12 protein-coding genes are annotated in these 14,959 nt (G+C 67.3%); 9 read left to right on the top strand and 3 right to left on the bottom strand.

Annotated elements, in window-relative coordinates; all coding sequences use genetic code 11:
- The first annotated feature begins 79 nt into the window (after nucleotides 1-79).
- From IFT67_RS05920 to IFT67_RS05930, 3 genes are all read left to right on the top strand, one after another.
- Nucleotides 80-580, top strand: coding sequence for an RNA polymerase sigma factor (locus IFT67_RS05920; RefSeq protein WP_342450565.1), 501 nt, complete (start codon nucleotides 80-82; stop codon nucleotides 578-580).
- Between the two features lie 81 nt (nucleotides 581-661).
- Nucleotides 662-1,636: a FecR family protein gene (locus IFT67_RS05925; protein WP_192145494.1), complete on the top strand. Its 975-nt coding sequence runs from the start codon at nucleotides 662-664 to the stop codon at nucleotides 1,634-1,636.
- The gene (locus IFT67_RS05930; RefSeq protein WP_192145496.1) at nucleotides 1,533-3,896 is read left to right on the top strand and encodes a TonB-dependent receptor; all 2,364 of its coding nucleotides are present in this window, start codon (nucleotides 1,533-1,535) and stop codon (nucleotides 3,894-3,896) included. Before IFT67_RS05925 ends, IFT67_RS05930 begins: the two co-directional genes overlap by 104 nt.
- Before the next feature lie 20 nt (nucleotides 3,897-3,916).
- Here IFT67_RS05930 and IFT67_RS05935 read toward each other — a convergent pair whose 3' ends face one another.
- Nucleotides 3,917-4,522, bottom strand: a complete 606-nt coding sequence (locus IFT67_RS05935; RefSeq protein WP_244647177.1) for a TMEM175 family protein — start codon at nucleotides 4,520-4,522, stop codon at nucleotides 3,917-3,919.
- A 380-nt stretch (nucleotides 4,523-4,902) separates the two neighbouring features.
- Between IFT67_RS05935 and IFT67_RS05940 the strand changes: the two genes are divergently transcribed.
- Nucleotides 4,903-5,745, top strand: coding sequence for an alpha/beta fold hydrolase (locus tag IFT67_RS05940; RefSeq protein WP_197982983.1), 843 nt, complete (start codon nucleotides 4,903-4,905; stop codon nucleotides 5,743-5,745).
- A gap of 47 nt (nucleotides 5,746-5,792) precedes the next feature.
- Here the strand turns inward: IFT67_RS05940 and IFT67_RS05945 are convergent, their stop codons facing one another.
- Nucleotides 5,793-8,759, bottom strand: coding sequence for a sensor histidine kinase (locus IFT67_RS05945; RefSeq protein WP_244647178.1), 2,967 nt, complete (start codon nucleotides 8,757-8,759; stop codon nucleotides 5,793-5,795).
- Between the two features lie 303 nt (nucleotides 8,760-9,062).
- On the opposite strand from IFT67_RS05945, the gene IFT67_RS05950 reads away from it, so the two are divergent.
- The 3 genes from IFT67_RS05950 (at nucleotide 9,063) to IFT67_RS05960 (ending at nucleotide 11,127) form a co-directional block, all read left to right on the top strand.
- A complete protein-coding gene (locus IFT67_RS05950) occupies nucleotides 9,063-9,689 on the top strand; it encodes a M17 family peptidase N-terminal domain-containing protein (RefSeq protein ID WP_192145500.1) in 627 nt (208 codons plus the stop codon).
- Between the two features lie 104 nt (nucleotides 9,690-9,793).
- Nucleotides 9,794-10,396, top strand: coding sequence for a response regulator (locus IFT67_RS05955; RefSeq protein WP_244647277.1), 603 nt, complete (start codon nucleotides 9,794-9,796; stop codon nucleotides 10,394-10,396).
- A 116-nt stretch (nucleotides 10,397-10,512) separates the two neighbouring features.
- Nucleotides 10,513-11,127: a helix-turn-helix domain-containing protein gene (locus tag IFT67_RS05960; protein WP_192145504.1), complete on the top strand. Its 615-nt coding sequence runs from the start codon at nucleotides 10,513-10,515 to the stop codon at nucleotides 11,125-11,127.
- Here IFT67_RS05960 and IFT67_RS05965 read toward each other — a convergent pair.
- The gene (locus IFT67_RS05965; protein WP_342450566.1) at nucleotides 11,093-12,949 is read right to left on the bottom strand and encodes a putative bifunctional diguanylate cyclase/phosphodiesterase; all 1,857 of its coding nucleotides are present in this window, start codon (nucleotides 12,947-12,949) and stop codon (nucleotides 11,093-11,095) included. The two genes, IFT67_RS05960 and IFT67_RS05965, sit on opposite strands and share 35 nt — an antisense overlap.
- 422 nt (nucleotides 12,950-13,371) lie before the next feature.
- On the opposite strand from IFT67_RS05965, the gene IFT67_RS05970 reads away from it, so the two are divergent.
- Together IFT67_RS05970 and IFT67_RS05975 are read left to right on the top strand one after the other, a co-directional pair.
- On the top strand, nucleotides 13,372-14,457 hold the full coding sequence (locus tag IFT67_RS05970; RefSeq protein ID WP_192145506.1) for an oxidoreductase: 1,086 nt from the start codon (nucleotides 13,372-13,374) through the stop codon (nucleotides 14,455-14,457).
- A complete protein-coding gene (locus tag IFT67_RS05975; RefSeq protein WP_192145508.1) occupies nucleotides 14,454-14,939 on the top strand; it encodes a heme-degrading domain-containing protein in 486 nt (161 codons plus the stop codon). Before IFT67_RS05970 ends, IFT67_RS05975 begins: the two co-directional genes overlap by 4 nt.
- Nucleotides 14,940-14,959: the final 20 nt, after the last annotated feature.

Here is a 14,959-nt window from a genome sequence, read left to right on the forward strand (position 1 = left end):
GGTATCTGCTGCGGCCCCCGCGTCCTGGAGCCTCGCCGTAGCCGACATCGACAGTCCCCAGCCTGCCGGTCTGTCCGCAGTGCTCGCGGCGAACCGCCCGCAACTCGTCCGGTTTTTCGCCGGGCGGACCGGCAGCGTCGCGGAAGCCGAAGACGTCGTGCAGGAGATCTGGCTGCATATCGGCCGGCCAACCGATGCGCCTATCGCAGGCCCGATCGCCAACCCACTCGCGTATCTGCACCGGATCGGCATGAACATCGTGCTCGACCGCGTTCGCGCCAACGGCCGCCGCGTCCGACGCGACGCTGGCTATGTCGAGGCAACGATATCGATCGCGGGCGCCGAGGCGGTCGACGATGCGCCCTCCGCCTTCGACGCAGTCGCCAGCCGCGAACGCATCGGGCACCTGGCCGCGGCGCTGGCCGGACCACCCGAGGGCGCGATGCGCGTGTTCCGCCGCCACAAGATCGATGGCCTGTCGCATGCCGAGGTCGCGGCCGAATTCGCTATCAGCCGCAGCGCGGTCGAAAAGCACATCGCAGTCGCGCTGCGCCATTTGAGAAAGGCGCTCGATGATTGAGTATCACGGCGAACTGCGGTGCCATCCGAGCGGCGGCGTCTATGATGTGAGCGGGGGGCATTCGCTCGAAACGAGGGCGCGATGATGGACGCAACGACGCAGGACCCGATCGCCGCCGCAGCCACCTGGCATGCGCGGATCGATGCGTCCGACATGGACTGGGCGGGCTTTGGCGACTGGCTGGCCGCCGATCCGTTGCACCGCGCCGCCTATGATTCGATCGCGCTGCTCGATGCCGAGATCGGCGCGGCAGCCCCTGCGATCGGCGCGCTGCTGCCCGCCAACGACGACGACGCGACCGACGCTGTACCGGTATCCCGCCCGAACCGATGGCGATGGGCTGCGGCAGGAACTGGTAGCGCACTCGCCGCCGGTCTCGCGTTTCTGCTGGTCGGACCGACCGTCACCGATACGGCGCAGACCTACGCCACCAGCGCTGGCGATACGCGTGCGGTGACACTCGCCGACGGCAGCGCGATGCAGCTCGATCGCGGGTCGCGCGTGTCGGTGACGGGCGGCAAGACCCCGTTTATCGAACTCGCGGACGGCGCGGCGAGCTTCTCGGTCCGTCACGATCCGTCGCGCATTTTGATCGTCCGCGCCGGGGCCTACGACATCCGCGACGTCGGCACGCGTTTCGCGGTCACCAACGCGCAGGGGAAAGTCTCGATCGCGGTGGCCGAGGGCAGCGTCAGCGTCGCGCCCCACGACCCCGACGGCAGCGCGCCGACGACGCTCGTCGCAGGCCAGCGTCTCGACATCGATCCGTCCGCCGGAGTCGCCGAGCGGCGGTCTATTGCCCCAGCGTCGGTCGCCGACTGGAGCGACGGCAGGCTGAGCTATGACGGCGCGCCGTTGTCGCTGGTTGCTGCCGACATATCGCGGTATGCGGGGGCGCCGCTGGTGGTCGATCCGTCCGCCGCAGGGCTGCATTTTTCCGGGGTTTTGACGATTGGCGACGGCTCGCGGCTTCTCGATCAGCTTCGCGCGGTCTTGCCGCTACGCCTGCGTCGCGCTGATGGCGTCGTGCATCTGGAGCGGTCCGGCCGCCGCTAGGTCGACAGGCGCCAAATCGGCCGCCATCGTCATCCCGGCGGGGTCGCTCCGCACCGCGCTGGATGCGCTGGCGCGCCAGACCGGCATCTCGATCGGCATGGCCGGCACGCTGCCCGCTACGCAGACGCGGAGGATCGACGCATCGGATGTCGCGCAGGCGCTGAAACGCCTGTTGTCGGGAACCCACCTCCGCGCGATCCGCGTCGATGCGACGACCTGGCGGATCGAACCCGAGCCGCGCCGCACCGCTCGATTGCGCGCCTCCGGGACGCGTCCCACCCCGCCCCCGACCGCGGAAGGCGCCGACATAATCGTCACCGCCAGCAAGCGCGACGAACGCCTGTCCGACCTGCCCGTGTCGATCACGATCGTCGGTACCCACGCGCTCGACCGCCTCGCCGGCAAACGCGGCCTGGTCGACCTGCTCGCGACCACCGACGGTGCGTTTTCGACCAATCTGGGCCCCGGCCGCGACCGCGTGTTCCTGCGCGGCGTCGCGGACAGCGCCTTCAACGGCACCAGCCAGTCGCTCGTCAGCCTGTATATCGACGATGCGCGGATCGGCTATTCGTCGCCCGATCCCGATCTCCGCATGGTCGACATCGATCGCATCGAGATCCTCCGCGGGCCGCAGGGCACGCTGTACGGCACCGGCGCACTCGGCGGCGTCATCCGCATCGTCACCACCGCGCCCGACCTCGATCACGTCTCGGGCACCGTCGCAGCCGAGGCGACCGGGATCAACAACGGCGCGGTCGGCGGTGCGTTCGACGGCACCGTCAACGTGCCGATCGTGGCCGGACGTCTCGCGCTCCGGGCATCGGTCTGGACCGAGACGATGCCCGGCTGGATCGACGACACCGGACGCGGAAAGTCAGACGTAAACCGTACCGCGCGCCCCGGCGTCCGCGCGGCACTGCGCTGGGCGATCGGTAACGGCTGGACCGCGACCGCCAGCGGCATCGGCCAGTGGATCGACGCGCGCGACAGCCAGTATGCGACGAAGGGCCTGTCGCGCACGACCGCGATCGCCGAACCGCAAGACAATGATTTCGTTTCAGGTACGCTCGACATTCACGGCCCGGTCGGCAGCCTGGACGTGCAATCGACGACCACGATCGTCTCGCATATTTTCGGCAGCACCTACGACGCCAGCAGCATGGCGGCGGCACTCGGTACTATCGCGCCGGTCGCCTATGTCGAGGATCGATCGATCGATCTGGTGACGCAGGAAATCCGTCTGAGCGATCCGACTGCACGTCATCCCTGGATCGTCGGCGCGTCGGTGCTCGACGCGACCACCCGCCTCAATGGACGCTTCAAGTCGAACGGCGCGACCGTCATCGCGCGCGACGACAGGGAAGCGGTATTCGAGGCCGCAGTGTTCGCAGAAGGCACGCAACGGCTGTCCCCCGCGCTCGATTTCAAGCTCGGCCTGCGCGGCTTCGTCACCGTCAACGATATCGAGCAGCAAGGACCGAACGAGCAGAACGCGACCAAGCTGGGCGTCACCCCAAGCGCCACGCTCAGCTGGCACCGCGACGATACCGGGCTGCTCTGGTTGCGCTATGCCAGCGCGATCCGGCCGGCCGGCGTCACGCGCGCCATCGCCACCACCGAGCAGCGGATTCCCGGCGACGAACTGCAGAGCCTCGAATTCGGTTGGCGCATCCGTGGCCTCGACGATCGCCTCAGTCTCAGCGGTGCGATCTTCGGGTCGTTCTGGGAACATCTGCGCAGCGACGTGGTCGGCTCGGATGGGTTGTTTGGGACGGTTGATGCAGGGAATGCCACCAATTACGGTGTGGAGTTCGGCGGGCGGTTCGACGCCGGGCGCGCCACGATCGACTTCGGCACCACGATCCAGCGCGCGCGCCTCACCGCGCCGGCCAAGGGTCAGGTCGATGTGAACGATCGGCGCTTGCCGGTGGTCCCCGATTATTCCGCGCGGCTCGGGCTGACGCGGCGGTTCTCGCTGATCGACCTGCCTGCGAGCGGCTATGTCACGGCACGCTACATCGGCCAGACCCGGCTGAGCTTCGACCCGGCACTCGACCGCCCCGCCGGCGATTACGCGACGATCGGCGTCGGCGCGACGCTCGACGACGGCCGGCGCCACTGGTCGGTCGACATCGACAACCTGCTCGACGGACGCGGCAACAGTTTCGGTTTCGGCAACCCGTTCACGCTCGCGACGACGACGCAGACCGTCCCGATCCGCCCGCGCGCGATCACGCTGCGGCTCGCGATCGGCCTATGAACCGCCTCGATGCCGGCCGTTCACGGCGTTCTGGCGAGGTCGTCGACCGTTCGAACGATCCGGCGATCGGGGATCAGCCACAGCGCGATGACGGCGACGTACAGCGCGATCGCGATCCACCGGCTCGCGAACGCCAAGGGCACGGCCGCTGCGTAGAACGCAATGCTGCTCCAGCCTTTCCAGTCCGATCCGATCGCGCGCGCCACCGCAGACTGTTTGCCGTTGCACGCGATGATCGCGCGTTCGGTGAGCGAATAACCGACCGCGGCCAGCCCCAGGACGATCCCGTACGCCGCCGTGGCGCCGGCCGCGAACTGGCTTTCGTCGAGCCAGCGGATCACGAACGGCACCAGGCTGAGCCAGAACAACAGGAACAGGTTGGCCCACAGCACGCGCCCGTCGATCCGTTCGACCGCGGAGAACATGTGGTGATGATTGTTCCAGTACAGCCCCACGTTCACGAAGCTCAGCAGATAGGCGAGCAGCACCGGCGCGCTGCCGGCCAGACCCCGCAGGTCGCCGGTTTCGGGCACCTTCAACTCGAGCACCATGATCGTGATGATGATCGCCACCACGCCGTCGGTGAACGCCTCGAGCCGTGCCGGTCCCATGTGACGCCCGCTCATCGCTTTTCCCCGGTCTGATTGCCCGCGAGCGACCTATCAGGGCGTTTTCCGCAATCCCAGCGCGAGCCGGGCCGCTCGCGCGCAATATGTCGGTCCTGCGCAAATTCCGTTCCGGTTCGCCAAGAATCCGCGCTGCCGGACGCGCATCAGAGCGTGACCGCCGAGGCTGCCACCGCGCACGCACGGCGTCTCAGCAGCGTCGTGCGGCCACGACCGCCATCATCGGGGACAAAGATATGCCGAACACCATACCCGACCTGTCCAGGCGTGCCGTCGTCATCGCCTCGACCGCAGCCGCCGCAACGGCCGCCGCCGCGCTGATGCTGCCGGCCATGACGTTCGCCTCCCCCCTCGCCCCCAAACCCCACGGAGTATTCAGCATGAGCAGCGGATTCATCAAGACCAAGGACGGCACCGACATCTTCTACAAGGACTGGGGTCCGAAGGATGCGCAGCCGATCGTGTTCCATCACGGCTGGCCGCTGTCGTCGGACGACTGGGACACGCAGATGCTGTTCTTCCTTGCCGAGGGCTACCGCGTGGTCGCGCATGATCGCCGCGGTCACGGCCGGTCGTCGCAGGTCGATACCGGCAACGACATGGACCATTACGCCGCCGATGCCTCCGCGGTGGTCGAGCATCTCGACCTCAAGAGCGCGGTGCATATCGGTCACTCGACCGGCGGCGGCGAAGTCGCGCGCTATGTCGCGAAGTTCGGCCAGCCGCAGGGCCGCGTCGCCAAGGTCGTCTTGGTCAGCTCGGTACCGCCGCTGATGCTCAAGACCGCGGGGAATCCCGGCGGTTTGCCGATTTCGGTGTTCGACGGCCTGCGCAAGGCGCTCGCCGACAACCGTGCGCAATTCTATATCGATCTCGCGTCGGGGCCGTTCTACGGCTTCAACCGCCCCACCGAAAAGCTGTCGCAGGGGGTGGTCGACAATTGGTGGCGCCAGGGCATGATGGGCGGCGCGCTCGCACATTACGAGGGGATCAAGGCGTTCTCCGAAACCGACCAGACCGCGGATCTGAAGGCGATTACCGTCCCGACGCTCGTGCTGCAGGGCGACGACGACCAGATCGTGCCGTTCGCCAATGCCGCGCTGCTTCAGGCCAAACTCCTGAAGAACGCCACGCTCAAGATCTACAAGGGCTTTCCACACGGGATGCTGACGACGCATGCCGACGTCATCAACCCGGATATGCTCGCGTTCGTGAAGGGCTGAGCGCTACGGCGTGATCGGCGGGAGGGTGACGATCGTCATCCTCCCGCTCAGCGATAGGCGATACGCGCCGGGACCGTCACCCTGATCTCGGTGCCGGACCCGATGTCGGACTGGATCGCGAGCGTTCCACCCATCGCGGTGGCGCGTTCGCGCATCCCGATCAGTCCGTAATGTCCAGGGCGATGCCCCGTCTCGCGGACGTCTCGCGGGATACCGATACCGTCGTCCGTCACGGTGATCACGAGCCTGTCGGCGCTCGATCGGATCGCGATCACCAGGCGATCCGCCTGGGCATGGCGCACTGCGTTTGCGAGCGCTTCGCGGACGATCTGCGCGATCTCGTCCGCTACCGGTGCGCAGACCGGCTGCAGGACACCCTCGACATCCAGATCCCAGGTCAGCGGTGGCGCAACGGTGTCGTCCGCGATGGCGGTCAGCAACGCGGGCAGCGCAACCGGCTCCATGGTCTCGCGCAGGAACCGGACCCGGTCGCGGCCGTCGAGCAGCACATCGTCGGCGCGTTCCAGCGCGCTCTCAAGGCTGATCCGTGCGCGATCCCCCTGCGGCAGTTGCTCGACCACCGACTGGAAGCGCAGCATCAGCCCCTGGAACCCCTGCAACAGCGTGTCGTGGAGTTCGCGGGCGATCCGCTCGCGCTCCGCGATCTGCGTCTCGAACCGCGCCCGCGTCCGCTCCGCAACGATCCGCAGCCGGCGCCGATACAGCAGCCACACCAGCGTCCCGGCGACCACGATGCAGGCGGCCGCGAACGCATGCGTCTGGTAGAAGCGCGGGGCGATCTCGAACGTCAGCGTCGCGCCGCGTCGGTTCCAGACGCCATCGTTGTTCGCGGCGATCACCTGGAACCGGTATTCGCCGGGGCCGAGGTTGGTATACAGTGCTTCGCGAGCCTCGCCCGCGTCGATCCAGTCGGGGTCAATGCCCGCCATCCGATAGCGGAACCGGTTGGCGACGGCGTTGGTCAGGCTGAGCGCGGTATAGCGGATCTGGACATGGTTGGTGCCGGGCGGAAGCGCGATCGTCGTGTCCGTCGCCGGCCGGTCCACGCCACCGGCGACCAGCGACCGGATCTGCACCGCCGGCGGCAACCGGTTTCGGAATAGCCTGGCGGGATCGATCATCGTCAATCCACGGTTGGTGGCGAACCATAGCCGTCCGGCCGCGTCCTGCCCGATATCGTTCGCCTCGACCATGTTGGAGCGCGCCCGGAAATCCTCCTGATAGCCGAACCGTTCGTGCGGGATCGGCAGGCCGGGGTGCGCGAACGCCGCATCGAGCGACGATGTCGGCATCCGGACGATCCCGTTTGCGCCGATCACCCAGGTCGATCCGTCCGCGGTCTGGAGCAGTCCGGTCAATCCGGCGAGGAACGGGTAGGTCCGATCGCGCAACGAGACGAGGCGCGTACCGTCGTACAATGCCAGTCCCTGATCGCCGACCACCAGCAAACCCTGGCGGACCGGTAGCCATGTCGTGGTCCTGCCGGTCACCTGATCCCGGCTGCGCCAGAGCAACGTTTCGACGCCCTGGCGAAGGCGGGAAACACCCTGCCCGATACGCCCGAACACCACGCCCCCGGCGCCGTCCGACCGGATACGGTGGACCGTTCCCTTCGGCGTGCCGGCGGGCGCGCCATATGGCAGCAACCGCCGTCCGACGAGGCGGTAGAGCGTGTCGATCCCGGTCCAGAACACGCCGTGCGTGTCCATCGCGCAGGTGATCGACAACGGCCCCGCGACCGGCGTCGCCCTGGCGACATTGCCCGCATGATCGAGGTCGAGCAGGTATTTGCCCTCCATCCCGATCACCAGCAGGCGACGGCCATCGCCGCACATCACGCCGATATCGGGCTTGGCGAAGATCAGCGCCGGGACGCCGGACCTGCCGATGCGATAGACCCCGGAAAGTCCGGCAATGAACAGGTTCTGCGCCCCGCCGCCGCCGGCGCCGCCGACGAAGCCCGAAACGATCGCCTCGGTCTGTCGCGGCTGGACGATGTTGCTGGGTGAAAACCGGTCTAACCCGGATTCCGTGCCGACCCAGATATTGCCCTCGCGATCCTCCAGCACCGCCAGCGTCAGCGCCGCGGTCAGACCCTGGCTTTCGATGAACGATGCGACGCTGCCGGATGTGCCGGGGTGCTGCAAGGCCGACGCGGATATTCGCCCCAGCCCGGCATCCTGTCCGGTGATCCAGAGATTGCCGTCGCGGTCGAACAGCGACCGTTCGAGGACATAGGGCGTCGTCGCGCGGCCGATGCGATAGCGGCGCGGATCGCGCTCGACCGCCTCGACCAGGGTACCGGTACGACGCCATATCGTCCCGCGACGGTCCTGCGCGAGCGCGACGTACGCATCGTCCGGCACGCCGCCGCTGCCAGCTCCCGCATCCTCGAAGCGCGAGCCCCCCGGCGTCAGCCGCAGAAGTCGGGACGCATGCGAGAGGTAGATGCCGCCGGCCGTGCTCAGGAGGTCGCCCACGCCGCGTTCGGGCACGCCCTGTCCGGCACCGAACTTCGTCCACCGGCCCGCCGACAGGCGAGCGAGGCTCATCGTGTCCACCGAACTGCCGGCGACCCAGATCGCGCCGTCGCGCCCCTCGACGATGGTCGTCACGCCCCCCACCGCGGGCCATGGGTTGGCATCGCTCAACACGCCGCCGCGAACCACGGAGATACCGCCAAAGTCGTAGCCGACCCAGATGTCGCCGTTGCGCGCCGCCAGCAACGCGGTGATCTGAGGCGACCGATACCGATCCTGGTCGACCGGCACGATCCGTTCGAAGGTGATGCCGTCGAACCGATAAATACCGGTCGCGGTCCCGAGCCAGAGATAGCCGTCACGGCCCTGCGCGATCGCGCGGATGTTACCCGGAGCGCCATCGCCGAGTGTCCAGCGCGAATGGCGTAGTTGCGCGATCGTCCGCGCCGGATCCAGCGCCGAGGCACCGCTCGCCATCACGACCCAGCAGAGGATCGCGAACAGCGTGCGCATCACCGCTCGCTTACCCTTGCCTCCACGTCCACGTCCACGTCCACGTCCACGCATGGCGCGCAGAAAGCCGGATCGCACGATCGTGAAGACTTCGCTCGGCAGGGTCATGATGATTTACGTTGCGCCTGCGGAACGAACAAATGCAAGTGCCGACAGCCGTAGCCTGATCCATTCGCCGCGTATTGCGTATTCTCGTCACCGACCGCGCGATTGTTCAAAATCGGTCAGTCCCGTCCACGCGATTCATCCCGACATCGTGGTACGGGACTATCCAGGTCGGTCCCCGATCGACGGGAGAACAGGATGCCGGCGAGTAACGGCGGTGCCGACGACGCGGCGACGATCGGGCTGTGGTGCGGCGTCCGCATCGAGGTGGCGCCACGCGATGCGGTGAGCGCGGAGGTGTCGGTTGCGAGCGTCGGCGTCTTCACCCACGAGATCGGCCAGGATCGACCCGGCGGCGGACCCGGCGGCCGACCCGGCGGCGGGCTGGGACATCTCGACGCCGCACTCGGCGGCGCGATCACGCGGCTGCGGGCGGACGGCATCTTCCGGGCGGGACCGGGCGAGGTGCTGACGCTGTCGGCGCCTGCCCCGCCGATCCATGCGGCGACGATACTCGCGATCGGCCTGGGCGACCCGACGGCCTGGACGCCGGCGGCGATGCGTCCGGCGGTCGCGACCGCGGTGCGCGAGACGATCCGCCTCGACGCCGCCTCCGCCGCGTTCGCGCCGAGCCTGCTCGACAGCGGGCTGCTGCCCACCATGCTCGACGGCACTCCTGAAGCGATGCTCGCGGGCCTGTTCGACGCGCTGGCGGATCGCCGGCCAGCGACGCTGTCACGCTGGGTGTTCTGCGTCGGCGGCGCGCGGTTCGACGACAGGGTCGACGCGTTTTGCGCGGCGTTCGACCGATTGGCGATGCGCTGATGGAGCGGCCCCTTGCCTTGTCCGCCGGACGCGGCGCAGGGTATCCGCCCGACGTCCTGCCATTGCGCGAGTGCCCGTTGCCGCCCTCCCCCCCGATCCGCATCATGATCGTCGACGATCATCCCTTCCTGCGCGAAGGCGTGAAGGCCGTGATTGAAACGCAGGCGGATCTCGAACTCGTCGCGGAAGCGGAATCGGGCGAACAGGCGCTGGCGCTCTATCCGACGCATCTGCCCGACGTCGTGCTCATGGACCTGCAGATGCCGGGGATCGGCGGCGTCGACACCATCGCGGTCATGCGCAGCCACTGGCCGCAGGCGCGCATCGTCGTGCTCACCACCTATTCGGGCGACGCGCAGGCACTGCGGGCGTTGCGTGCCGGTGCTGCGGGCTATCTGCTGAAGAACACGCTCCGCAAGGAACTGCTCGACACGATCCGCTCGGTCCAGGCCGGTGGCAAGCACCTCAACGCGCAGGTCGCGTCCAGCATCGCCTTCCACGTCATCGAGGATGCGCTGACCGAGCGCGAGATCGGCGTGTTGTCGCTGGCCGCGTCGGGCAATTCGAACAAGCAGATCGCCGCCCGGCTCGCGGTCACCGAGGAAACCGTGAAAGGCCATATGAAGCTGATCTTTGCCAAGCTCGGCGCCTCGGATCGCACGCACGCGGTGACGATCGCAGCGAAGCGCGGCATCATCGAGCTCTAACCCGGCGCACGTCGCGCCACACGAAAGGGGGGTGACCGACCGCCCCGCCCGGGGCGCAGGCGACCGGCCCGCATCCGCTATGCTCGATCGTACAGGCTGCGATGGAGACCCAGGCGATGCTGCATATTCCCCTTTCGGCGACAGCGTCCCAGCCTGCCGTGTCCCATGCCGGCCGGTCCCATTTCGGGCCGACCACCGCCGCCAGCCTGGTGGCGAACGCGGTCAGCGCGCTGGACCGCGATCCTCACATGGCACGGCATTATCTGGAGCGGCTCGCGGCGATGTTCGCGCCCGACACTCCGCCACCGCAAGCCGAGCCGGTGAAAGGCGGGCTGGCGGCGTGGCAATTGCGCGGCGTCGTGCTGTATATCGAGGAGCGGCTGGGCAGCACGATCGGCGTCGATGCGCTGGCGCAGGTCGCACGGCTCAGCGCGGGCCATTTCTGTCGCGCCTTCAAGGCGACGACCGGCGAAACGCCGCACGCGTTCCTCATCCTCCAGCGCGTCCGCCGTGCGCAGACGCTGATGCTGCGGACCGACGATACGCTCAGCCAGATCGCCTATGCCTGCGGGCTGAGCGACCAGGCGCACCTCACCCGACTGTTCCGCCGCGTGGTGGGCGTGACCCCGCTGATCTGGCGCCGCACCTGGCAAACCGCCGGCACGGGCGCGATCGCCGCCACGCACGGGACGGGCGTTACCGCCGACGAGCAGCGGCGGCGGTGTTCGTAGCGTTGGACGCGGTAGCGTACTGCGCCCGGTCCAGCAGCAGCGCGGTGATCTTCCGGCGATCGAGCGCGGGCGCATAGAGGAAGCCCTGGCCGAGCACGCAGCCCGCCGCCTGAAGCATCGCCGCCTGTTCCTCCGATTCCACACCTTCCGCGACGATCCGGATGTTCATCCGTTCGGCGATGCGGATCAGGCCTTCGACGATCGTCATGCTTACGCTTTCGGGCGTGAGATGATCGATGAAGGTCTTGTCGATCTTGATCACGTCGACCGGCACGGTGAGCAGATGCGTCAGCGAGGCAAAGCCGGTGCCGAAATCGTCCAGCGCCACGCGGATACCCCGGTCGCGAAGCGCCCTGATCGCAGTCTGCACCGCCTGATCGCCGTCGCCCATGTACACCGTTTCGGTCACTTCGAGGATCACGTGTTCCAGCGACACGCCCTCCCGCTCGAATGCCGACGTCAGTACGCGCTCGATCGCCCCCCCGCTGAGATCCGCGGACGAGACGTTGATCCCGACGTGCTGGAACGGGATTCCCATGTCGAGCCACGCGCGCAGGTCGGCCGCGACCAGCGCCAACATGCGCGCCGTCAACGCCGTCGCGACGTGCGCGTCCGTGGTCGCCTCGTGGAAGGATGCCGCCGAGACGACCGCGTTGCCGATCCGCATGCGACACAGCGCCTCGAGCCCGACGACCTCGCGTGTGTCGAGGCGGAAGATCGGCTGGTAATACGCCTCGATCCGGTGCTCGCGCAGCGCCGCGTTGACGTCACGGATCGCCCCCAGTCGCCGCGTCATCGTCGAACCGAGACCCGGCCAGTAGCGCACGAAGCCGCCGCGCCCCGTCTCCTTGGCATGATATAGTGCGAAGTCGGCATTCTGGCGTACGCGATCGACCACCGGATCGTCGTTCGACAGGACGGCGCCGCCGATCGTCGCGCGCGGCACGACGACATGGCCTCCGCAGTTGGCGGACACCGCCAGTGCATCGAGTATGCTCTCTGCCGTTCGGTCGAGGTTCCGTAATGCATCGGGTCGATCGATGACCATCCCGAACTCATCGCCGCCGATCCGGTATGTCCGCCCGGGGAGCATCGCCGCCGCGATCCGGTCGCCCGCGATCTGCAACAGGCAGTCGCCCGCATGGTGCCCGAACGTGTCGTTGACGGTCTTCAGATTGTCGAGGTCGAGCACGAAGATCGCCCAGCTACCCGGCGCGTTGCAATCGAGGTCGAGCAGCGCGGCATTGAACGCGGCGCGATTGGGCAGGCCGGTAAGTGCATCGGTGAATGCGCGCCGCTCGTGTTCGACGACGCGCTGGTGGCGGTCGATCGCAATGAGACACAGGCGCACCGAGTTGCGCACCACGTCCCGCTCGAACGCCGTCGGACCCCGCCGTTCGCGGTAGTAGAACGCGAACGTGCCGACCGTGGCACCCTGCGCGTTGACGATCGGGCTCGACCAGCAGGCAAGCAGCCCGTGGGGCAGCGCCAGATGCTTGAATTCGGCCCAGCGGTCGTCGGTTTCGATGTCGGTGACCGCAACATCCACCCCCAGAAAGGCTGCGGTGCCGCAAGAGCCGGCGACCGGACCAATGCCGAGGCCATCCAGTGCGTTCGAATAGACTTCGGGAAGACTGGGGCCAGCCAGCGGGTGGAGCAAGCCGGCTGCATCGACGGACAGAACCGAACAGGTCACGCCCGGAAGCAACGTCTCGACCTCTTCGCAGAGGCGCCCGCAGGTCGGTATCAACGCAACCCCGGTGGCGATCATCTCAAGAATCGTATTCTGCAGCTTGAGCAAAACGCTCGTGGAGGCGTTCACATCCGTCGCTCGTGGGGTATCAGAATACGATTCCATCGCGCCGTGATATGACCGAAGTTATTGCAGATTCATTGATATTTTTTCGATCGCGTCGAGCCATCGAAGAATAATCATCGGAAATCTTATATAATACAGCGTCGCCAGATAGTTGAATTCAGATTGGGTCATTATAAAACCAATTCGACATCGTAATTTGTCCGCCTCTTTGCAGATTTAATACTCCGCACGTCGGATAAATGACGGCATATTTTAAAACAAGTCGATACCACGAACGCCCGTCGCCTGCCGTTCTTCATCGCGACGAAGGCGAGCCAAATCGCATATCGGCCAGCATCTGCTGGGCCGCCATACGAGACAGCCTTCCCCCAAACGCTTCCCTGCCCCCCCATCGCAGTCGTATGGGCGGGCTCGAGGAGACGACCATGGCGTTGGCAAACAGCAATCCGAACACTCCAGCACGGCAGGTCCGCGTCGGCCTGATCGGCTATGGATTTTCGGGCAAGACGTTCCACGCGCCGCTGATCGGGGCAGTACCCGGACTGTCTCTCTGCGCGGTCGTGTCGCGTGATGCGGCCAAGGTGAACGCCGATCTCCCCGATGCGGTGGTGTATGCCGATCCTGCGGCAATGCTGACGGCCGACGACATCGATCTGGTCGTCATCGCCACCCCCAACGACACCCATGCGCCCCTTGCCCGCGCCGCGATCGAGGCCGGCAAGCACGTCGTGATCGACAAGCCGTTCACGCTCGATCTGGCGGAAGCGCGCGCACTGGTCGCTCTGGCGGAGCACCGCGGCGTGATCCTGTCGGTCTTCCACAACCGCCGCTGGGACAGCGATTTCCTCGGGGTGCGGCGCGCGATCGAGGACGGCCTGATCGGCACCGTCAGTCATTTCGAATCGCATTTCGACCGGTTCCGGCCCGCGGTGCGCGATCGCTGGCGAGAGCACGACGTCGCGGGTGGCGGAATCTGGTTCGATCTAGGGCCGCATCTCGTCGACCAGGCAGTGCAGTTGTTCGGCCTGCCGGACCGCGTCCAGGCGTCGCTGGCGAAACAGCGTAGCGGGGCGGTCGCCGACGACTGGGCGCATGTCGTGCTGTCCTACGGCGAACGGCGGGTCGTGCTCCACGCCGGCATGCTCGTCGGCGGCGGCACGCACCGCTTCACGGTGCACGGCGACGCCGGCAGCATCGTCAAGCACGCGATCGACCGTCAGGAGGCGCAATTGCTGGCGGGCATGGTGCCGGGTGCGCCGGGCTGGGGTGACGATCCCGATCCGCTGGTCTTCTACGACGGCACCGCCCCGCCCCGCGAGGTTGCCACCCTCCCCGGCGATCAGCGTCGCTATTATAGCGGCATCGCCGATGCGATAAACGGCACGGCCGCCAATCCCGTGCCACCGATCGAGGCGCTATGGGTGATGGCGATCGTCGAGGCGGCGGTGCAGTCGTCGCTGGCGCAGGCGTCGGTCGCACTGTCGCTGACCGACGAGGAGCGGCGCGCATGACGCCCGTCGAAATGATCGCGCACCAGGAGCGTACGCTGGTCTTCGATCGGTTCGACGAAGAGACCGCCTGGTCACTGGGGAGCTGGATCGCGGACCAGGGCCGCGCCACCCGCGCGCCGATCGTGATCGACATCCGCCTCTTCCACCGTCCGCTGTTCTTCGCCGCGTTGCCGGGATCGGTCCCCGACAATGCCGAATGGGCGCGCCGCAAGCGCAACGTCGTCGAACGCTATCATCGGTCCAGCTACGGCGTCGGGCTGGACATGGCGGCGAAGGGATCGTCGCTGCTGGAACGCTACGGCCTGCCCCTGCTCGATTTCGCAGCGCATGGCGGGGCGTTCCCGATCACGCTGGCCGGCTGCGGCGTGATCGGCTGCATCGCGGTATCGGGCTTGCCGCAGATCGACGACCACATGCTCGTGGTCCGCAGCGTGTGCGCGGCTACCGGCAAGGACCCCGACGCGTTCGAGATCGATCGGTAAAAGCGGCGGCCCGCGCTTGG

Source organism: Sphingomonas sp. CFBP 13728, assembly GCF_014841895.1.
Classification (GTDB): domain Bacteria; phylum Pseudomonadota; class Alphaproteobacteria; order Sphingomonadales; family Sphingomonadaceae; genus Sphingomonas.